The following is a 19,783-nucleotide window of genomic DNA, read 5'->3' as shown; positions in this document are numbered from 1 at the left end:
GGGTCGGCCGGGCCCGCCGGCGTCCTTACGGGTTTGCCCCGCGATCAAGACCGCGGCGGGCCGGGTGCGCCCTGCCTGCAAACCGGTCACCGCCGGTGCCTGACTGCTGCGCGGTCGGCGATGTCGGGGGGGCGCGCGTTGAACACCCCGGCGGCATCCGATACGGCGTGTCCGATCAATGACCGGCGGTGCCCGCGCAGGCGCCTGACTGCCCTTCAAAGCGAAAGATCCCGCCATGACCGAAACGACCGTCGCCGGACAGCAGATGGCGCCTTGGTGGAAGACCGCGACCGGCTACCAGATCTATCCCCGCAGCTTTTGCGACAGCAACGGCGACGGGATCGGCGACATCCCCGGCATCATCTCGAGGCTCGACCACCTGCGCGACCTCGGCATCGGGTTCATCTGGCTGTCGCCGGTCTATGCCTCGCCGATGGCCGACAACGGCTATGACATCTCGGATTACCGCGACATCGCCCCGGAGTTCGGCACGCTGGAGGATTTCGACCGCCTGGTGGCCGAGGCGAAAGCCCGCGACATCCGGATCGTGATGGACCTCGTGGTCAACCACAGCTCGTCGGCGCACGACTGGTTCCGGGCCGCCTGCGCCTCGCGCGGCGCACCCGAGCACGACTTCTACATCTGGCGGGACGCCGCGCCGGACGGCGGCCCGCCGAGCGATCACCAGGCCTGCTTCGGCGGCTCGGCCTGGACCTGGGTGCCCGAGGTGGAACGCTATTACCTGGGCCATTTCAGCCCCGAGCAGCCCGACCTGAACTGGCAGAACCCCGAGCTCAGGCGCGAGATCTACGACATGATGAACTGGTGGTTCGACCGGGGTATCGGCGGCTTCCGGATGGACGTGATCAGCGTGATCGGCAAGGACGTGGACGCGGGCGTCTACGAGGAAGGGCCGTATCTGCACGGCTTCCTGCAGGAAATGCACCGCGAGACGCTTGCCGGTCGCGACGTCGTCACCGTGGGCGAGAGCTGGTCGGTCAGCCCCGAGACGGCGCTGTCCTATTGCGGGCGCGACCGCCACGAGCTCGACATGGTGTTCCAGTTCAACCACGTCACCGCCTTCGAGGACGAGGTCGCCGGCAAGTGGAAGCCCAAGCCCTTCGACCTGCGGCGTTTCAAGGCGATTTTCGCGACCTGGCAGGGGGTGATGGCCGAGGATGGCTGGAATTCTCTGTTCCTGAGCAACCACGACCTGCCGCGCCAGGTCTCCAAATACGGGGACGACGGCACATTCCGCGTGGCCTCGGCCAAGATGCTGGCCACGGTCATCCACCTGATGAAGGGCACGCCCTTCGTCTACCAGGGCGAAGAGATCGGCATGACCAATGTCCGGTTCGAGCGGATAGACCAGTTCCGAGACGTCGAGACGCTGCGCCAATACACCGGGAAGGTGGCGGCCGGGATGGCCCCCGAGACCTTCATTGCCGGAGCCAACGAGAACGGCCGCGACAATGCCCGCACGCCGATGCAATGGACGGCCGGCGCCCAGGCGGGCTTTACCGACGGCACCCCCTGGATCGAGGTCAACCCGAACCACCGGACGATCAACGTGGCGGCCGACCGCGCCGACCCGGACGGCATCTTCGCCTTCTACCGCAACCTCATCGCGCTGCGCCGCGAGCGGCCGGTGGTCGTCGCCGGGCGCTACCTGTCCTTTGCGCAGGACAACCCTGCGGTGTTCGCCTTCGCCCGCGATCTCGACGGGGAGCGGGTCGCGGTGATCGCCAATTTCACGGGGACCCCGGCAGAGTTCGACGTGCCCGACGGGCTGGCGGGCGCCGGCACCTGCCTTGTGGCCAATCATGCGCCGCGGTCCGAGCTGTCGGGCCGGATCACGCTGGCCCCGTTCGAGGCCGTCGCCGTTCTGCTGGCGGCGCGGGGCGAACGCGATACGCAAACGGAGGGTGCAACATGACCTTGGAACAGGAACAGGTTCGGGCGGCCGCGTCGGACGCGGCGTGGTGGAAGGCGGGCGTCGTCTATCAGGTCTATCCGCGATCGTTCCAGGATTCGAACGCCGACGGTATTGGCGACCTGGCCGGGATCGAGGCGCGGCTCGACTACCTCGTGGCGCTCGGGGTGGATGCGATCTGGATCTCGCCGATCTTTCCCTCGCCGATGGTCGATTTCGGCTACGACATCACCGATTATCGCGACATTGATCCGATGTTCGGCACCCTTGCCGATTTCGACCGGCTGGTTCGGGCTGCACACGGCAAGGGCCTGAGGATCCTGCTGGATTTCGTGCCCAGCCATACCTCGGACCAGCACCCCTGGTTCATCCAGAGCCGCGCCTCGCGCCGGAACCCGAAGCGGGACTGGTACATCTGGCGCGACGCCAAGCCCGACGGCAGCCCGCCGAACAACTGGATCAGCGAATTCGGCGGCCCGTCCTGGACCTGGGACGCGGCCACGGGGCAGTATTACCACAACACCTTCCTGTCCGAACAACCGGCGCTGAACTGGGAAAACCCCGAGGTCCGGGCGGCGATGCTGGACGTCATCCGCTTCTGGTATGGCCGCGGCGTGGACGGCCTGCGGGTCGACGCGATCACCCATATCGCGCCCGAGGTCGATGCCGGCGACAATCCCCCGAACCCGGACTGGACGCCGGACATGGGTCCGACGCACAGCCTCCTGCAGGTCCATTCCAAGAACACGCCGGGATGCTACGAGATCGTGCGCCTGATGCGGCAGGTCTCGGACGCGTTTCCGGGCCGCGTCCTGATCGGCGAGACCAACGGGGCGCTCGAGGACGTGATGCGCTACTACGGGCCGGATCTCGACCTGTTCCAGCTGCCGTTCAACTTCGGCCTGGTGGGGGCGCCCTGGTCGGCGGACGGGATCGCCGGGCTGGTCGAGACCTATGAGGCCGCCCTGCCGGAGGGCGCCTGGCCGAACTGGGTTCTGGGCAATCATGACGTGGCCCGCATCGCCTCGCGCGTTGGGGCGGCGCAGGCGCGGGTGGCGGCGGCGCTGCTGCTGACGTTGCGCGGGACGCCCACGCTCTACCAGGGGGACGAGCTGGGGATGGAAAGCGCCGAGATCCCGCCCGAGGCCGTCCAGGACCCCTGGGAAAAGCAGGTGCCGGGGCTCGGGCTGGGGCGGGACCCTGTGCGCACGCCGATGCCGTGGTCCGGGGCGCCGAACGCGGGTTTCAGCGCGGCCAGCCCGTGGCTGCCGGTGTTCCTGCCGCCCGAGGGCGACGTCGCCACCCAGGAGGGCGCGCCGGGGACGATGCTGACTTTCGTCCGGTCGCTGATCGCCCTGCGGCGGGCCGAGGTCGCGCTGACCGATGGCAGCTACCGCATGCTGACGGCGACCGACGACGTGCTTGTCTTTGAGCGTCGGGCCGGGGGCGACAGGCTGGTCGTCTGCCTGAACTTCTCGGGCGAGGACCGGCCCGCCGGGGTGGGGGGCACCGTGCGGCTCTCTTCGGTTCCCGGCCGCGAGGGGACGGTGGTCACGGACCTGCGTCTTGGCCCCGATGAGGCGGTGATCCTCCGCCCGGCCTGACCGCAGCCCGGCCGGTCGCGCCCCGATCTGTCCGGAAGGGGGCATCGCTCGCGGTTGGATTGTGCTAGTGTCGTCCCGCAAACTGCAACTTTACGGGAGGAGATGCCGTGGCTGATCGTCAGGAATATGTCGAGAAGACAAAGGCCCAGATCGACCAATGGAATGCGGAGATTGACAAGTTTCAGGCCCGCATGAAGGAGGCCGAGGCCGACACCAAGATCAAGTATCAGCAGCATCTGGAAGAGATGCGCAAGCAGCGCGACGAGGCCGAGGATCAGCTGCGCAAGATGCAGAAGGCTGGGGATCAGGCCTGGGACGACCTGCAGGCCGGGTTCGACAAATCCTGGACCGAGATCCAGTCCTCGTTCCGCGACGCGATGTCCCGCTTCAAGTGAGGACGCGGGGCGCAGGGGGGCCGTCCCTTGCGCCCCAATTGCCCCGCTCTGCGCCTTGCACGGGCGCCCGGGGCCGCGATCCGACAGTGTGATCCTCCGCGCCTGGCGGGGCCGCGCGGCGCCCCGGTCCACGCGATTTCGCGGCCGCTGTCGCCCGGATCGCCGCTTGTCCGACCCATCTTCGGCCTCGGCGACGGGGGCGCCGACCGCAGCTCCGCAGGCCCATGCCGGCCTTTGGGCCCCTGCCATGGCGATAGACAGCGCGAAAACGATGCTCTAACGCTCGATGGTCGGATCAGCGGAGGGGCCTGCAATTCTGGACCATGTCCTGCATCGGCCGGCGCGGGTCACAGCGGTCCTCGCCGCCCTGACGGCGCTTTGTGTGGTGATCGCTGTGACGCGGTTGCAGGTGACCGGCGACATCGCCCGCGCGATCCGCGGCACCAGCCCGGCCTTTGCCGCCTATGAACAGCTTGAGGCGCGTTTCGGCAGCCCGTCGCAGGACGAGGGGTTTCTGGTCGAGGCGGCGGATTTCGGCACGGCGGATAGCTTCGCCGCGCTCGAGGATCTGGTCGTCGGACTGCAGCTGACCGACGGGGTGCGCGGGGTGCTGAGCCCGTTTGCCGTGCCCGATCCCGACGGTGCTGCCCCCGGTTTCCTGTCGCGGCCGGACATCGGGGCCTTGCCGCCGGACGAGAGGCTGTCGGCGCTGCGCACCGCCTCGCCGCTGGGCCCATACCTCGTGTCCGAGGATCGCCGCGCCGTGTTGCTGACGGTCCTGCCGGATCTGTCCATGCCGCCCGGGGCGCGGCACGAGGCGCTGGCCGCCGAGCTGGCGCTGGCCGATGCGGGGCTGCGGATCCGGCCGGTCGGGATCGCCGCCATGCAGCGCGAGATCGGGGCCGGGCTGGTGCGCGACCAGGCGATGATCACTCCGGCCTCGACGCTGCTTTGCGCGATTGTCGCCTTGCTGATTTTCCGGTCCTGGCGGGCGGCGGTCCTGTGCACGGTGCCGAGCATCGCGGCGCTGGCCTGGACCTTCGGGCTGATGGCGCTGCTGGGGCTGCCGCTCGACCCGCTGATGGCGATCGTGCCGCCCATCGTTCTCGTGCTGGGGGTGGCGGGCTGCGTGCATGTCCACCACGCGGTGCAGCGCCATGCGGGCGTGCCGGTGGCCACCGCCCTGGCCCGGGGCCTGCACGAGACCATGCCGGCGGTGATCCTGGCCGCGCTCACCACGGCGCTGGCATTCCTGTGCCTGCGGGCGGTGGGCTCTCCGACTTTGGCCAATGTCGCCTATGCCGGGGCGCTGGGCGTCGGGATGACGGTGCTTGCGGTCTACCTGGTCCTGCCGGCGCTGACGCTGGCGATGCTGGGCCGGGGCGCCTTGACCGCGGCGCCTGCGCTGATGTTTGCGCAGGTCACCGCCGCCGCGACCCGCGTTCTTCGGGCGCCGCGGCTGGTGTCGGTGCTGGCCCTCGGCCTGCTGGCGCTGCTGCTGGTCGCCCAGTCGCGGACGGTCATCGGCTCGCGCCTGGCCGATCACCTTCCCCGCGACAGCGCCCTGCACCGGACCATCGCGGATATGGCGGGCGCGCTGCCGGGCAGCGACCTCGCCTATGTGCTGCTGCCCGCGGCGGACACCGAGCCAGGTGTTTCGGCGGCCGACAGCGCGATGCTGACCCGGGCGAGCCGGGCGCTTTATGACGACGGGGGGCTGATCGTGCCGGACGGGGCCGGCCCCGCCGGCGGTCAGCCCCTCCTGCGCCGGTTCGAGGCCGCCAACGGCGCCGATTTCGCCCTGCCGCTTGCCGGGCCACTGGGCCGAAGCGGCGCGGAGATCCTCGCCGCCGCCGAGGACACCCGCACCGCGCTGACGGCCGAGGGGCTGCCCGAGGCCCGCATCGCCGGCTATTCGCTGATGGCCAGCACCGAGCTTCCGCAGGTCGTCCGGGACCTGCGGCTGTCGTTCTACATCGCGATCGCGCTGTTGCCGCTTCTGGGGGGCTGGCTGCTGGGCTCGCTCCGGGTCGCGGTGCTGGCGCTGGTGCCCAACCTGTTGCCGATCCTCGGGGTGGAGGCATGGCTGATGCTGACCGACCGGCCGCTGACGATCGTCGGCGCCATGGCCTTCACCATCGCTTTCGGAATCGCCGTGGACGATACCGTCCACCTTCTGAACCGCCTTCGACTGGCCTGCCGCGGGGGCCGCCCGCTGGACAGATCCAGCATGACGGCGGCGCTCGAGACCTCGGTGGCGCCAATCGTCGGGACCAGCCTGGTGCTGTTCGCCGGCTTTGGGACAACGATCTTCAGCACCTTGCCGACGGTGTCGATCTTCGGCCAGCTGACGGCGGCGGTTCTGGTGATCGCGCTGGTCACGGACCTGTTCCTGTTCCCCAGCCTGCTGATCTGGGGGGCGCGGGGCGTCAGGCTGCAATGACGCGCAGGCCGGTGGCCGATCAGGCGCTGGCCGGGTCAGGCGGGCAGGCGGATCAGGCGGGCAGGCGGGTCAGGCGGCTTGCCGCGGTCAGTAGCCCCGGAAACCTGTCCGCCAGCATCACGAGCCCCCGCGCCGAGGGGCTGCTTTCCAGCAGGCCCTCGAACAGACGCGCCCAGGCCATCTGCCGCCGGAACTGCCGCCGCAGCATCGCGGTCGCATCGCCCGGCGTGGCCCTTTCGTCGGCGAGCCGTTCGGCCAAGAGGCGCCCCCCGCGCAAGGCGAGCGCCATCCCGGCGCCGGTCAGCGAGGGTGTCACCGCAGCCTGGTCCCCCACCCACCATAGCCCGTCGTCCCGCGCCAGCGGGTCGGCCCAGGCGCGGTAGCCATAGGGCACGTCGCTCACCGCGAGCGGACGGGGAAAGATGGCCTCGGACCCCGCGAGCCGGTCGCCAAGACCGGGCGCCTCGGCGCAGATCCCGGCAAGCAACGGCTCGAACCGCCGGCCAGCCGCCGCCCAGGCCCCCGGCGTCACCACCAGGCTGAGGTTGCAGCGCCCGCCCTCTACCGGCATCAGCCCGGCATAGCCGCCCTTGAAGAGATGCAGCTCGACCGTCCCCGCCACGATGGATTGCGCGGCGGGCGACAGGCGCAGGTGCTGCTTGAACCCGACCTTGGCGTCGTGGGGCCTCGGCGGCGTGCGGCGCGGCAGGCCCCGGACCCTGTGCTTGCCGGTGGCGACCAGGATGCGCCGGGCCGAGAGCCGGAGGCCATCGGACAGCGTCACCCCCGTCCGGTCGATGGCCACGGCCCGCGCCCCAAGTCGGACGTCCGCCCCCGCGGCCCCGGCCGCGGCGCGAACCGCGGGGTCGAGCGCGTGGCGCGAGAGGCCCGCCGCGGCAAAGGGCAGGGCGGCCGCGGCGGACCGGCCCCCGGCGAAGAGGCGCACGTCGGTGATCGCCACCGCGCCCAGGGCTGGCAGGTCGATGTCGAGCCGCGCCAGCTCTGACATGGCCTCGGCGGTCAGGAACTCTCCGCAGACCTTGTGAGCGGGGGCGGCCTCCCGCTCCAGCAGGCAGACGGACCGGCCCGCCCGGGCCAGATGCGCCGCGGCCGTGGCGCCCGACAGCCCGCCGCCCACGACGATTGCATCGGTCATGGCCGGGGGGGTGCGGGTTTCAGCCGCCCCAGGCCCCAGCGGAACGGAAACCACCAGCGGAGCGTCACCGCCCCCGGTTCCAGACCCGCGGCGGCGACGACGGCCCTCAGATCGGCGGCGGAAAAGGCGCGGCGGACCGACACCGGCCCGTCATGGCGGACAAAACGATGCACCGGCAGGATCGCGAACAGGATCCGCAGGCCCCATTCGGGGATCCAGTGACGGTGCAGATCGTTCACGAACCAGCCGACGCGGGCCCGTTCCTCCATCCAGTGCAGGAAGCGCGGCAGGTCCGCGTCGGCAAGGTGATGGGCGAAAAGCGCATTCAGGATGATGTCGACGGGCCGGTCGGCGGGCCAGTCGAAGAGGTCGGCGGTCTCGAAGGCGATGCCGAGTCCCGTGTCCGTCGCGGCGGCGGCCACCCGCGCCGCGGCAGGGTTGATGTCGAGCCCGATCAGGGTGACGGTCTTGCGCCGCCGGCGAGCCCAGCGGGCGACCTGGCGCAGCATGTCGCCGCCGCCGAAGCCCACGTCGAGGATCGTCAGATGCGTCCGCCCCCGCGCCGCGCGATCGAGCCAGCGCAGGGTCGGCCGGTAGCCGAGGCTCGCGCGGTTCACCCGCTCCAGGTCGCGCAGGCAGCGCGCGAGGTCGGCGTCGGTGACCTCTTCGATGTCCATCAGCTCGTCTGCCTGGATCCGTCCGGGCAGCGAGAGCGTGGGCACGGACGGGCCGGGTGGGGACAGCCCGGTCACGGGACCTCCCGGAACGCCATGCCCTCCACGCTGACGCCGGGGCCGAAGCCCAGCGACACCCCGAGCCGGCCCTGGCTCGGCTCCTCCAGCATGCGGTTCAGCACGAAGGGGATCGTGGCCGAGGACATGTTGCCGAAATCCCGAAGCACGCCGCGCGACACCGCCAGCGCCTCGGGCGGCAGGTCGCAATGGCGCTCGACCGCGTCGAGGATGGTGCGCCCGCCCGGGTGGATCGCCCAGAGCGCGACCTCGTCGGGGTCGTCCACCAGCGCCCGGACATGGGCGGGAGAGACGTCGCCCACGATCCGCGGCACCTCGCCCGACAGCACCATGTCGAAGCCGCTGTCGCCGATATGCCAGCTGATCGCCTCTTCGCTGTCGGGCGCGATGCGCGAGGCGAAACGCTCGAATTGCAGGCCGTGGGGGTCTGCGCTGACGATGCTGGCGGCCGCGCCGTCGGCGAACAGCATGAAGGTCAGGGCCGTGGCCAGGGGGGTGCCCTCCTGGAAATGCAGGGTGCAGAGCTCGATGTTGAGCACCAGGACCCGCGCCTCGGGGTTGGCGGTGACGATGTTGCCGGCGGTGCCGAACGCGTTGAGCGCGGCATTGCAGCCCATGAAGCCGATCAGCAGGCGCTGCACGGTCGGGGCCAGCCCGTGGGCCCTGACCAGGTGCGCGTCGATCCAGGGCGCGGCAAAGCCGGTGCAGGTCGCCAGGACCACATGGGTTATCCCATCGGCCCAGTCGGCGCCCTCGCGCTTTGCCAGCTCCGCGAGGACCTTGTCGAGCAGCACGATGGCGTCGGCCTTGAAGCGGGCCATGCGGGCGCCGGTCGAGGGAAAATTCCCGGTCTTGTAGAACCCCACCACGTCGTGACGGTCGGCTTCGGCGGAGGGTTCGAGCGAGGAATAGCGATGCTCGATCCCCGAGCGGGTCGCCATCCGTGAGAACACCGCGCGTTCCCGGGGATCCTTCAGGAACTGGGGCGCGATCTGGAGGAAGGCGCCGTGCACGTCATTGGGCGGCACGGCCGTCGCGACAGCGTTGAGAAAAACGTCCATGGTCACCTCCCGCGCCTTGGGAGCGCCGACCGACCTTAGGCGCTGGAGGGTGGGTGTCAACGCGCACAAATTTCAGGCACGGCCGGCGGCCCTGTGCCCCGCCGCGCGATCGGGACGGCTCGCCGGCGCCCGGCGCCCGGCGGCGGCGGTCAGGCGACCGTGCGCACCGCGAATTCGAACAGCGACTGGATGTGGTCGGCCACCGCCTCGCGGGCCGCGCCGGCATCGGCCTGTTCGAGGGTCTCGAGGATCCGCTCGTGCTGCTGCGAATCCGGGATCAGCCGTTCGGACAGCCGCTCGATCTCGAAGAGGTTGGTCGTGACCCGCAGGGAGCGCAGGATGTCCGCCATGGTGTCGTTGCCGCAATTTTCGATGAAGAGGTCGTGGACCTCGTCGTCCGATTTCCAATGCAGCGGCATGCTGTAGGGCTCGGTCTCCTTGACGGCGAGCAGGTTCGCATGGGCCGCGGCAAGGTGGTCGGCCGGGATGCGGCCCGCGCTCAGCGCGGCGGCCTCGGGTTCCAGGAACTGGCGGACGCGCAGGCTTTGCAGGTATTCCTTCAGCTCGACCCGGCGCACCACATAGGAGTGGTTGACGGTCTTCTGCAGCCGCCCCTCGATCTCGAGCCGCAGCAGAGCCTGCCGCAGCGGCGTGCGCGAGATCCCCAGTTGCTGGGCAAGCTGGTTCTCGACGACGGGCACGTGGGCGGGAAGCTCCCGGCGCTGGATCATCCGGAGCAGCGTGTCATAGGCGATCTGCCAGAGGGGGCCGTCCCGACGCGTCCAGGTCCGTCGGTCTATAAGCGGTGAGGCCTGATCCAAAACTGCCCCCTTCATGTTGTATCGTCTGCGGGCCGCTGGCGTGACGATCGCCGCGCGCCCCCGGCCATCAGACTCATTACTGCCTAAAACCCGATCAACGCGGAATGATTAGTCACCGCAAACGGATTTCACAAGGTAAGCTAAGCAAATCCCTCTTGCGGTCCAAACGTATTCCGTGAGACGAATTGTATACACGTAGTATCCACCTTGATGGGGCAGAATTTGACCGAGACGCTCGAAAAGTCAACCGACGCGGCACGTGCCACCGCGCTCTTGCGCGACCTTGTCGCGGCGCAACGCGAGGGCGAGGCGGCCGTGCAGGCGCTGATCTCCACGCGGCTGACGGACAGCGGATGCAGTGTCCGCGCGGTGGATTACGAGCCGGCGACGGTGCCGGTGCGCGGCGAGTTTGCCTCGCAGGAGGCGGGCAGCACCGGACAGCGCCGCGCGATCATCGGCGAATTGCCGGGCGATCCTGACCTGCCGAGCCTGCTGATGTTCGCCCATCCCGACGGCGAGCCGGTCGCGGGCACCGAGCGTTGGACCCACGACCCCTTCGGCGGCGAGGTCGAGAACGGCCGGCTTTACGGCTGGGGCATCGCCGACGACCTCGCGGGCTGCGCCGCCGCCGTGCTGGCACTCGAGGCGCTGGCCCGGTCGCCGGTGCCGATGGGTCGCGCGGTCTTTGCTTCGACGCCCAGCAAGCGCTACGCCCGCGGGGTGGCCGCGCTGCTGCATCAGGGGTTGCAGGCCGATGCCTCGCTCTATCTCCACCCGGCCGAAAGCGGCGTGGGCATGCGCGAGATCAAGGCCGTCGCCTCCGGCCAGCTGGAATTCGCCATCACCGTGACGGGCCGCCTGCCGGACACGACAGAGCCGGGGCATACGGCGTTCTCGCATCTCGGGGTCAATCCGCTCGACAAAGCGTTGGTGATCCGCGACGCGCTGATGGCTCTGGCCGAGGCGCGGGCCGCGCGGATCCGCCACCCGCTGATCGAGGCGGTCGTGGGCCGGGCGACGAACCTGCATGTCTCGAACATGAAATGCGGAGAGATGCGGCGGTTCTCCAAGCTGGTGGAGACCTGCGAGATGGGCTGCGCGCTGTCCTTTCCGCCGGGCGAGACCATGGACGAGGTCCGCGCCGAGGTCGAGGCCGCCGTGGCCGCCGCAGCGGATGCCGATCCGTTCCTGTCCACCCACCGGCCCGTCGTCACCTGGCGCTCTGGCGTGACCGGTGCCGAGGTGCCGCAGGACCATCCGCTTTACCTGACGACCCATGCGGCGGTCCGGGCGGTCACCGGCGACGCGCCCCACGTGAACCCGATGCACACCTCCAGCGACATTCGCAACCCGATGATCGAGGCGGGGATTGCCTGCGTCGGGCTCGGCTGTCTGGGGGGCGATCTCAGCCAGAACGACTGCCATGACGAATGGGTCGACCTCGACGACTTTCACAAGATGGTCGCCGTCACCGCCCGCGTCGCCCGCGATTGGTGCGGCGGCGCCCGCGGCGACGGATCATGACCGGCGCACCCGACCCAGGAAACGACACGACCCAACAGGAGAGGACAAAACCCATGAAAAATCTGACCCTCGCAGCCGTCGCGCTCGGATTGAGCGTCTCGGGGAGCATTGCCGCGGCGCAGGATTGCCCCGAGGACCTGCCGACCGTCGAGCCGGGCAAGCTGACGATGTCGATCAACGCGACGATCCCGCCGCGGCAGTTCATCGACACCGAAGGCAACCTGCAAGGCCTGCACCCCGACCTCGGCAACGAGATCGCCCGCCGCCTGTGCCTGGAGCCGGTCTACATGAACGTGGACTTCGCGGTGCAGATCCCCGGTCTCGCCAACCAGCGCTGGGACATGGTCAACACCGGGATGTACTATAACACCGACCGCGTGAAGATCATGCGCATGGTGCCCTATGTCGTGAACGCGCTGGCCGTCGTCGTCGAGCGCGGCAACCCGATGGGGGTCGAAGGCTACGCCGATCTGGCCGGTGAGCCCGTTGGCACCGAGATCGCCGGTTTCGCCGACAACCTGATCCGCACGATCAACGAGGAACAGGTCGCCGAGGGCATGGAGCCCATGGGCATCCAGGCCTTCAACTCCTTCGCCGAGGCCTTCGCGGCGCTGGGCGCGGGCCAGGTCAAGGCGGTCTTCGGCCCCGATGCGACGGCGGCCTATTATGCCGAGCGCGGCTCTTTCGATGTCGGCGCCTCCGGTCTGAACCCGGGCCTGCCCTCGTCGTTCGGCTTTGACGGCGAAACCGGCGAGGTCCTGGCCGAAGCCGTGGCCCAGGTCCTGCGCGACATGGTGGCCGACGGCACCTACGACGAGATGATGAGCGCCTACGGCGCCACGCAGATCCAGTACTGGGACGAGTACGACGGCCAGATCGAGGTCTACTACTCGCCCGAATAGGCCCGTCCAAATCGCCCCGACCCCTTGCCCCGATCGCGCAGCGAAACGGGCGAGCGGGGCGGTCTCCGGGCACGTCCGGCTCCCGCGGACGTGCCCGGTCAATCCGTGTGACATACCCCAGAGCAGGAGCCGGATGTGAACTGGAGCTGGAGCTACTTCTTTGAATACCTGACCAACGGCCTGATGGTCGAAGGCGCCTGGACGACCATCTGGCTCTCCGTGGTGTCCATGGTTCTGGGCCTCGGCCTCGGGGTCATCGCCGCGATGATGAAGATGTACGGCAACAGGGCCCTGCGCTGGATCGCGGAGTTCTACATCTGGCTGTTTCGCGGCACGCCGATCCTGATCCAGCTGGTGATCATCTACACCGGCCTGCCGCAGCTCGGGATCCGACTCAACGTGATCGAAAGCGCGATCCTGGGCCTCGCGCTCAACGAGGGCGCGTATCTGGCCGAGATCATCCGCGCCGGCATCATGTCGGTGGACAAGGGCCAGAACGACGCCGCCCGCAGCGTCGGCATGACCTGGCGCGAACGGATGTGGCTGGTGATCCTGCCGCAGGCCACCCGCACCATCATTCCGCCGCTGGGCAACCAGTTCAACGGCATGCTCAAGACCACCTCGCTCGCCTCGGTGATCTCGATGGAAGAGCTGATGCGCAATGCGCAGATGCTGGCGCAGATCGAGTTCCGGGTTCTCGAGGTCTATCTCGTCGCGGCGCTCTGGTATCTGTTGCTCGTCAGCATATGGAGCGCGATCCAGGTGCGGATCGAGGCGCATTACGAAAAGCCGTTCGGCCCCGCCGCCGCCGTCTCGCCCGAGGCGGAGAAAGAGCTCGCGAAAGCGATCGAGAAAGCCGGGCCGGCCTGAGGGAGAGACCCATGACGACGCAAGACCTTACCCCGCCCACGGACGCGCGTCCCGGCGACAAGACCCTGGGCGAGCCGATCGTCGTGATCGACGGCGTGCAGAAATACTTCGGGGCCCATCACGTGCTCAAGGACGTCTCGCTGACCGTGCGCCGGGGCGAGGTCGTGGTGATCTGCGGCCGCTCGGGCAGCGGCAAGAGCACCTTGCTGCGCTGCGTCGACCAGCTGGAGACCATCGACGGCGGCACGATCCACGCCGCCGGCCACCTGATGGGCTTTCGCGAGAAGAACGGAAAGCGCATCCCCCTGGGCGACGCCCAGGTCGCGCGGCAGCAGCGCGACCTCGGGATGGTGTTCCAGAACTTCAACCTGTTTCCCCATATCAGCGTGATCGACAACATCACCCTGGCCCCGGTGCGGATCCTCAAACGCAACAAGGCCGAGGCCCGGGCCGAGGCGCGGACGCTGCTCAAGCGGGTCGGCCTGCCCGACAAGGAGAACGCCTATCCCCGGCAGCTTTCCGGCGGACAGCAACAGCGCGTGGCGATCGCCCGCGCCCTTGCGATGCAGCCCAAGGTGATGCTGTTCGACGAGCCGACCTCGGCGCTCGACCCCGAGATGATCTCGGAGGTGCTCGACGTGATGGTGGATCTGTCGCGGCAGGGCATGACGATGATCGTGGTCACCCACGAAATGGGCTTTGCCCGCGCGGCGGCGGACCGCGTGCTGTTGATGCACGAGGGCCATATCGTCGAGGAAGCGGCCCCCGAGACCTTCTTCAACCACCCGGAAAGCGAACATACCAAGCTGTTCCTCTCCAAGATACTGGCGCATTGAGGCCGGCATGGGATCTGTCCGCACCGTCCTCGGCGACGTGCCCGCCGCGCGAATCGGCAACGCGATGATCCACGAGCACCTGCTGTTCGACATCGTCCCGCCCGGCGCCACCGGCGATCGGGGCGCCCCGATCCGGGCCGAGGATCGCTGGCAGATCGACTACCGCTCCAACGAGGCGCCGGCCAACGCGCACCAGACCGAACCCGACGTGGCCGTGGCAGAGCTGCGGGCCTTCGCCGAGGACGGCGGCAGCCTGATCGTCGACCAGTCGGTGGCCGGTATTCACCGCGATGCCGAGGGCCTGGCCCGGATCTCACGCGAGAGCGGGGTTCACGTGGTCGCGGCTGCCGGGATCTATACCGCGCCGTTCCTCGATCCGGCGACCGCGGCGATGGACGCCGACGCCCTGGCCGCCCGGTTCATCGCCGAAGTGACCGAAGGGCTCGACGGCACGGAGGTCCGCGCCGGCCTGATCGGAGAGATCGGCTGTTCCTGGCCGCTGGCCCCGGTCGAGCACCGCGCCCTGATCGCCGCCGCCCGGGCCCAGCAGGCGACGGGGGCCGCGATCAGTGTTCATCCGGGCCGCGATGCGGCCGCCTGCGGCCAGATCCTCGACATCCTAGATGGGGCCGGCGCGGACCTTTCGCGCGTGATCCTGTGCCACATGGACCGCACCCATCCCGACGGCACCGGCATCCAGGCGCTGCTGGACCGCGGTGCTGCGGTCGAGTGGGATTTCTTCGGCATCGAGCAATCGCATTACTGGATGGGCGAGGTCGAGCTGCCGACCGACCTCGGCCGTCTGCGCCTTATCGGCGGGTTCGCGGCGCACGGGCATGCAGATCAGCTTCTGGTCTCGCAGGACATCTGCACCAAGACCCGGATGCGGCGCTGGGGCGGGCACGGCTATGGCCACATCCTGCGCAACATGCGCCCCCTGATGGCACGGGCGGGATTTGCGGAAGACCTGATCCGGGCGCTCCTGCGGGACACCCCGTTGCGATACCTGACACTATTGGAGAGACCAGCATGACACAGCGCTTCCGCGGGACATACACGGTGATGGTCACCGCCTTCGACGATGACGGAGCGCTTGATCTGGATACCCAGGCGCGGTTCACAGACTGGCAGGTCACCGAGGGAATCCACGGTCTGATCCCGCTGGGCTCCACCGGCGAATTCCTGTCGCTGACCGCCGAGGAGCGTCGCGCGGTGGCAAAATCGGTGATCGACGCGACCGCGGGCCGGGTGCCGGTGCTGGTCGGGGCGGGCGCCGAACGGACCGAGGACGTGATCGACAATTGCCACATGGCGCAGGAGCTCGGCGCCGACGGGGTGATGATCATCCCGCCGTTCTATTCGACACCCACCGAGGACGAGCTGGTCGCCCATTACAGCCGCATCGCCGCTGCGACCGACCTGCCGATCATGATCTACAACAACCCGGCCACGGCGAACGTTGACCTGACGCCGCCCATCGTCGCCCGGCTGTCAGAGATCCCGGGCGTCGACTACATCAAGGAATCGACGATGGACGTGACCCGCGTGCGCGACATCATCGACCTCTGCGGGGACCGGATGACCGTCTTCGGCGGCATCATGGGCTTCGAGAGCTTCTGCGAGGGGGCGGACGGCTGGGTGGCCGTCGGCTCCAACATCCTGCCCCGTCTCTCGGCGGATCTCTTCACCGTGACGGCGGACCGCAAGGACCTCGACGCAGGGCGGGCGATCTACCGCCAGATCCTCGAGGTCGTGCGGCTGGTCGGCGGGCACCGCTATGTCTCGGCCTCGAAGGCGGCGCTGACGCTGATGGGTTTTGCCATGGGCGATCCGCGGTCGCCGCGCCTGCCGCTGCCGGCCGAGGATTGGGCCAAGGTCCGGGCCGCGCTCGACAGCGCCGGTGTGGCCTACGGGTAGGACGCCGGGACCATGCCGACCTTCCTCTGGAACGGAGAGCCAATGGCGGCCGCGCCGGGCGACAGCGTCGCCGCGGCGCTGGCTGCCGCGGGGGTGTCCGGGCTGGGGGCGCGGCGCAGCGGGGCGGGCCGCGGCGTGTTCTGCGGCATGGGGGTCTGCCACGACTGCCTTGTGACGATCGACGGCATCCGCTCCCGCCGGGCCTGCATGACCGAAGTGACCGAGGGCATGGATGCGGTGGCCCAGCCCGCGCTGGGCGGAGCGCCCCCCCGCGCCACGCGGACGCCGCCCGCGCCCCGCGTGCTGGCGGTCGACCTGGCCATCGTCGGTGCCGGTCCCGCCGGGCTCAACGCTGCGATCCTGGCGCGGGCGGGGGGGCTCTCGGTCGCGGTTCTGGATGAACGGGGCGAGACCGGCGGGCAATATTTCAAGCCGCGCAGCACGGGGTTTCGCGGCGTGGTCCCGCCCGACGGCCAGCACCGCCGCGGCACCGGCCTGCGGCGCCGCGCGGCCGACAGTGGCGCCGAGATCCTGACCGGGCAGACCGTCTGGTACGCCCGCGCCGGCGACAACGGCTTCGCCCTGCGCAGCGATGGCGCTGCGGGCGGCGCACAGGTGACCGCACGGGCGGTGATCCTCGCCACCGGTGCGGCAGAGCGGCCCGCCATCGTGCCGGGCTGGACCCTGCCCGGCGTGCTGACCATCGGCGCGGGGCAGACCCTGGTACGGCGCTATGGTGCGGTGCCGCCCGGCCCGGTGCTGATCGCCGGGAACGGCCCGCTTGGCCTGCAGCTCGCCGTGGAGCTGATCCGCGCGGGCGGCGAGGTGGTCGCCGTGGCCGAACGCGGTCGGATGCGGGCGCCGGGCGCACTGGCGCGGATGTTGGCGAGCGATCCGGGGCTGGTTCGGGACGGGCTGGGGTATCGCGCGGCGCTGCTGCGGGCCGGCGTCCCGGTTCTGACCGGCTGGGAGGTGGACCACGTGCTGGGCGACGGCCGCGCCACGGGCGCCCGTCTGCGGCGCGTGGGCGGCGCCGGCACCCGGAAGATCGCGGCGCGGACGCTCTGCCTCGGGGATGGCTTCGCCCCGCAGGCGGAGCTTGCGCGGCTGCTTGGCGTGCCGGTCTCGGCCGACCCGGGCACCGGCCTCGTGGTGCCCGAACGCGACGGCGACGGCGCCACGCCGGTGCCGGGCCTCTGGATCGCGGGCGACGCGGGCGGGCTGGGCGGCGCCGCGCTGGCCGAAGCGCAGGGCAGGCTGGCCGCGGCGCGGGTTCTGGCCCACCTCGGCGTTCCCGTCCCGAGCCGCGCCACCGCCACCGCCCGCGCCGCCGCCCGCCGCGCTCGCGCCTTTCAGCGTGGCCTGCGGGGGCTCTTCGCCGCGCCGCTACGGGCCCTGCCCGAGGACGACACCATCGTCTGCCGCTGCGAAGAGGTCGACGCGGCCACCCTACGCGGTGCCATCGCTTCGGGGCTGCGCGATCCGGGGGCGCTGAAACGGGCGACGCGACTGGGGATGGGGCTGTGCCAGGGCCGCTATTGCACCGCGATGGCGCTGCGGATGCTGGCCGAAGCCGGGGCGCCGCAGCCGCCCGAGGCGCTGTTCGCCCCGCAGATCCCCGCGCGGCCGGTCCCCCTGGGCCATCTCGCGCGGGAAAAGCCGGAATGGGGCGGGCACCGCGAAAGCGCCCCCTCGGCCCGGCCCGCGCGGCCCCCCGTGGCGCCGATCGCGCGCCCCGAGGCGGAGCTCGTGGTGATCGGCGGCGGGGTCACGGGCATTTCGGCGGCGCTCTTTGCCGCGCGACAGGGGGTGGATGTGCTCTGCCTCGACCGCGGCCGTGTCAACGGCGAGGCGTCGGGCGGCAACGCCGGCAGCCTTCACCTGCAGCTATTGTCGTGGGACTTCGGCGCCAAGGCGGTCGCCGGCGGTTCCCCGCAATTGCGGACCCTGCCGCTGCAGAAGGAATCGATCGCGCTCTGGCGTGACCTGCAGGCCGAGACCGGCGCCGATTTCGAGATGCGCGTGACCGGCGGGCTGATGGTGGCCGAGACCGAGGCCCAGATCGCCTTCCTCGAGGGCAAATGCGCGGCGGAGGCCCGGATGGGGATCGCCTCCGAGGTGATCGGCGCCGACCGGATCCGGCAGATCGTCCCGGCGATCTCGGACCGGGTGGTGGCCGGGGCCTGGTGCGCCGGCGAGGGCAAGATCAACCCGCTCGCGGCGACGCAGGCGCTCGCCCGGGCGGCGATGGCCCAGGGGGCGCGGCTGGAGGAACAGACCGACGTGACCGGCATCGCGGCCGAGGGCGATGGCTATGTGATCGACACGCCCCGGGGCCGGGTCCGGGCCCGCCGGGTGCTGATCGCGGCGGGGGGCTGGTCGGCCCGCATCGCGCGGTTGCTGGGCGCGGAGATCCCGGTGCGGGGCGCACCGCTGCAAATGGTCGTGACCGAGCCCGGTCCGCCCCTGGTGCCCTGCCTGATCGCCCATGCCGACCGCCACCTGACGATGAAACAGACCGATGCGGGAACGGTCCTGATCGGCGGCGCCTGGCCCGCGGTCACCGGCCCCTCGGGCCAGCCGCTGGTGTTGCCGGAAAGCCTGGAAGGCAACGCCTGGGTCGCGGCCCATACGGTGCCCGCGCTGGGTGGCCTGTCCGTGCTGCGCAGCTGGGCCGCGATGAACATCGACATCGACGGCGCCCCGCTGATAGGACCCTTGCCGGGGCATCCCGGCGTGACGGTTGCGGCGACGGCGAATGGCTATACGCTTGGCCCTCTCATGGGCCGGGAGGCCGTGACCATCGCCATGACCGGGCGCGCCAGGCAGGACCTGGGCGCCTTTTCCATGGACAGATTTCAATGACTGAAGGATGACGACATGACGACGCTCAAGATCACCGCGGGGCCGTTCAGCTTCGACGCCAAGCTCGAGACCGAGGCCGCGCCCAAGACCACCGCCGCCTTCGCGGCCCTGCTGCCTTATGAAGGACAGCTGGTCCATGTCCGCTGGAGCGGCGAGGGCGTCTGGATCCCGCTGGGCGATACCGATTTCGGCCTCGGCTACGAGAACCACACGAGCCATCCCGCGCCCGGCCATTTCATCCTCTATCCCGGCGGCATCAGCGAGACCGAGATCCTGCTGGCCTACGGCGGCGTCGATTTTTCGTCCAAGATGGGCCAGCTGGCGGGGAACCACTTCATCACCGTGACCAGCGGGCAGGAAAACCTGATGGAGCTGGGCAACCTCGTGCTCTGGAAAGGGGCGCAACCGATCCGGTTCGAGGCGGCCTAGGGTCGCTTGCGGCCGGGCGGCGCGGGCGGAATCCCGCGCTTGCCCGGCGGTCGGGCCGTCCTTGCGCCGATACGGACGGTGCGGCGGGCCGCGGGTGGCGCTCGGGCGCGGGCTGTGCCCGGGGCGACGTGCGGCCGTCGCGCCCGCCTCATACTCCCGGTCTTGCGATGTGAAGGTCGTGGAACTCCTCGCGGTAGGGTTTCGCGGTGGGGGGCAGTTCCTTGCGGATGTAGTATTCGGGGTCGCGGCGCTGGCGCAGCAGCGCGCGGAACATC

The 19,783-nt window shown here is 70.1% G+C and carries 16 protein-coding genes; 12 read left to right on the top strand and 4 right to left on the bottom strand.

Annotation, left to right across the window (positions count from 1 at the left end; translation table 11 throughout):
• The first annotated feature begins 235 nt into the window (after positions 1 to 235).
• The 4 genes from ROA7023_RS13925 to ROA7023_RS13910 all read left to right on the top strand — a co-directional run bounded on the left by ROA7023_RS13925 (position 236) and on the right by ROA7023_RS13910 (position 6,375).
• Positions 236 to 1,936: an alpha-glucosidase gene (locus ROA7023_RS13925; RefSeq protein WP_085879649.1), complete on the top strand. Its 1,701-nt coding sequence runs from the start codon at positions 236 to 238 to the stop codon at positions 1,934 to 1,936.
• The gene (locus tag ROA7023_RS13920) at positions 1,933 to 3,537 is read left to right on the top strand and encodes an alpha-amylase family glycosyl hydrolase (protein WP_085879648.1); all 1,605 of its coding nucleotides are present in this window, start codon (positions 1,933 to 1,935) and stop codon (positions 3,535 to 3,537) included. Before ROA7023_RS13925 ends, ROA7023_RS13920 begins: the two co-directional genes overlap by 4 nt.
• 107 nt (positions 3,538 to 3,644) lie before the next feature.
• Positions 3,645 to 3,932, top strand: coding sequence for a sll1863 family stress response protein (locus ROA7023_RS13915; RefSeq protein WP_085879647.1), 288 nt, complete (start codon positions 3,645 to 3,647; stop codon positions 3,930 to 3,932).
• A 286-nt stretch (positions 3,933 to 4,218) separates the two neighbouring features.
• A complete protein-coding gene (locus ROA7023_RS13910) occupies positions 4,219 to 6,375 on the top strand; it encodes an efflux RND transporter permease subunit (RefSeq protein WP_085879646.1) in 2,157 nt (718 codons plus the stop codon).
• Positions 6,376 to 6,427: 52 nt separating this feature from the next.
• Here ROA7023_RS13910 and ROA7023_RS13905 read toward each other — a convergent pair whose 3' ends face one another.
• The 4 genes from ROA7023_RS13905 to ROA7023_RS13890 form a co-directional block, all read right to left on the bottom strand.
• On the bottom strand, positions 6,428 to 7,531 hold the full coding sequence (locus tag ROA7023_RS13905) for an NAD(P)/FAD-dependent oxidoreductase (protein WP_085879645.1): 1,104 nt from the start codon (positions 7,529 to 7,531) through the stop codon (positions 6,428 to 6,430).
• On the bottom strand, positions 7,528 to 8,283 hold the full coding sequence (locus ROA7023_RS13900) for a methyltransferase domain-containing protein (RefSeq protein ID WP_200812517.1): 756 nt from the start codon (positions 8,281 to 8,283) through the stop codon (positions 7,528 to 7,530). The genes ROA7023_RS13905 and ROA7023_RS13900 overlap by 4 nt, the downstream gene beginning before the upstream one ends.
• Complete coding sequence (locus tag ROA7023_RS13895; protein WP_085879644.1) at positions 8,280 to 9,344, bottom strand: type III polyketide synthase; 1,065 nt, start codon at positions 9,342 to 9,344, stop codon at positions 8,280 to 8,282. Before ROA7023_RS13895 ends, ROA7023_RS13900 begins: the two co-directional genes overlap by 4 nt.
• Before the next feature lie 149 nt (positions 9,345 to 9,493).
• Complete coding sequence (locus ROA7023_RS13890) at positions 9,494 to 10,165, bottom strand: GntR family transcriptional regulator (RefSeq protein ID WP_159458517.1); 672 nt, start codon at positions 10,163 to 10,165, stop codon at positions 9,494 to 9,496.
• Positions 10,166 to 10,387: 222 nt separating this feature from the next.
• Here ROA7023_RS13890 and ROA7023_RS13885 point away from each other — a divergent pair, with 222 nt between their 5' ends.
• The 8 genes from ROA7023_RS13885 (at position 10,388) to ROA7023_RS13850 (ending at position 19,508) form a co-directional block, all read left to right on the top strand.
• A complete protein-coding gene (locus ROA7023_RS13885; protein ID WP_159458516.1) occupies positions 10,388 to 11,689 on the top strand; it encodes a M20 family metallopeptidase in 1,302 nt (433 codons plus the stop codon).
• 53 nt (positions 11,690 to 11,742) lie between these two features.
• Positions 11,743 to 12,591 carry a transporter substrate-binding domain-containing protein gene (locus ROA7023_RS13880; protein ID WP_159458515.1) on the top strand — a complete coding sequence of 283 codons (849 nt, stop codon included), beginning with the start codon at positions 11,743 to 11,745 and terminating at the stop codon, positions 12,589 to 12,591.
• Positions 12,592 to 12,726: 135 nt separating this feature from the next.
• Positions 12,727 to 13,461 (top strand): amino acid ABC transporter permease, encoded by a 735-nt coding sequence (locus ROA7023_RS13875; protein ID WP_234992226.1) that lies wholly within the window; start codon positions 12,727 to 12,729, stop codon positions 13,459 to 13,461.
• Between the two features lie 11 nt (positions 13,462 to 13,472).
• Positions 13,473 to 14,297, top strand: coding sequence for an amino acid ABC transporter ATP-binding protein (locus ROA7023_RS13870; RefSeq protein ID WP_085879640.1), 825 nt, complete (start codon positions 13,473 to 13,475; stop codon positions 14,295 to 14,297).
• 7 nt (positions 14,298 to 14,304) lie between these two features.
• Positions 14,305 to 15,330: a phosphotriesterase family protein gene (locus ROA7023_RS13865; protein ID WP_085879639.1), complete on the top strand. Its 1,026-nt coding sequence runs from the start codon at positions 14,305 to 14,307 to the stop codon at positions 15,328 to 15,330.
• Positions 15,327 to 16,214, top strand: coding sequence for a dihydrodipicolinate synthase family protein (locus ROA7023_RS13860; protein ID WP_085879638.1), 888 nt, complete (start codon positions 15,327 to 15,329; stop codon positions 16,212 to 16,214). The genes ROA7023_RS13865 and ROA7023_RS13860 overlap by 4 nt, the downstream gene beginning before the upstream one ends.
• Positions 16,215 to 16,226: 12 nt before the next feature.
• Positions 16,227 to 19,079 carry an FAD-dependent oxidoreductase gene (locus tag ROA7023_RS13855; RefSeq protein ID WP_085879637.1) on the top strand — a complete coding sequence of 951 codons (2,853 nt, stop codon included), beginning with the start codon at positions 16,227 to 16,229 and terminating at the stop codon, positions 19,077 to 19,079.
• Positions 19,080 to 19,094: 15 nt separating this feature from the next.
• Positions 19,095 to 19,508: a DUF3830 family protein gene (locus tag ROA7023_RS13850; protein ID WP_085879636.1), complete on the top strand. Its 414-nt coding sequence runs from the start codon at positions 19,095 to 19,097 to the stop codon at positions 19,506 to 19,508.
• Positions 19,509 to 19,783: the final 275 nt, after the last annotated feature.

This window comes from Roseisalinus antarcticus (assembly GCF_900172355.1).
Classification (GTDB): Bacteria; Pseudomonadota; Alphaproteobacteria; order Rhodobacterales; family Rhodobacteraceae; genus Oceanicola; species Oceanicola antarcticus_A.
Note: the sequence above shows the minus strand (reverse complement) of the source record. Positions and strands in the feature narration are given on the sequence as shown.

Bases quoted from the DNA above. Each gene is read 5' to 3' on its own strand.
- ROA7023_RS13925 (WP_085879649.1), top strand. From the start codon at position 236: ATGACCGAAACGACCGTCGCCGGACAGCAGATGGCGCCTTGGTGGAAG.
- ROA7023_RS13920 (WP_085879648.1), top strand. From the start codon at position 1,933: ATGACCTTGGAACAGGAACAGGTTCGGGCGGCCGCGTCGGACGCGGCG.
- ROA7023_RS13910 (WP_085879646.1), top strand. From the start codon at position 4,219: ATGGTCGGATCAGCGGAGGGGCCTGCAATTCTGGACCATGTCCTGCAT.
- ROA7023_RS13905 (WP_085879645.1), bottom strand. From the start codon at position 7,531: ATGACCGATGCAATCGTCGTGGGCGGCGGGCTGTCGGGCGCCACGGCC.
- ROA7023_RS13895 (WP_085879644.1), bottom strand. From the start codon at position 9,344: ATGGACGTTTTTCTCAACGCTGTCGCGACGGCCGTGCCGCCCAATGAC.
- ROA7023_RS13880 (WP_159458515.1), top strand. From the start codon at position 11,743: ATGAAAAATCTGACCCTCGCAGCCGTCGCGCTCGGATTGAGCGTCTCG.
- ROA7023_RS13870 (WP_085879640.1), top strand. From the start codon at position 13,473: ATGACGACGCAAGACCTTACCCCGCCCACGGACGCGCGTCCCGGCGAC.
- ROA7023_RS13865 (WP_085879639.1), top strand. From the start codon at position 14,305: ATGGGATCTGTCCGCACCGTCCTCGGCGACGTGCCCGCCGCGCGAATC.
- ROA7023_RS13860 (WP_085879638.1), top strand. From the start codon at position 15,327: ATGACACAGCGCTTCCGCGGGACATACACGGTGATGGTCACCGCCTTC.
- ROA7023_RS13855 (WP_085879637.1), top strand. From the start codon at position 16,227: ATGCCGACCTTCCTCTGGAACGGAGAGCCAATGGCGGCCGCGCCGGGC.
- ROA7023_RS13850 (WP_085879636.1), top strand. From the start codon at position 19,095: ATGACGACGCTCAAGATCACCGCGGGGCCGTTCAGCTTCGACGCCAAG.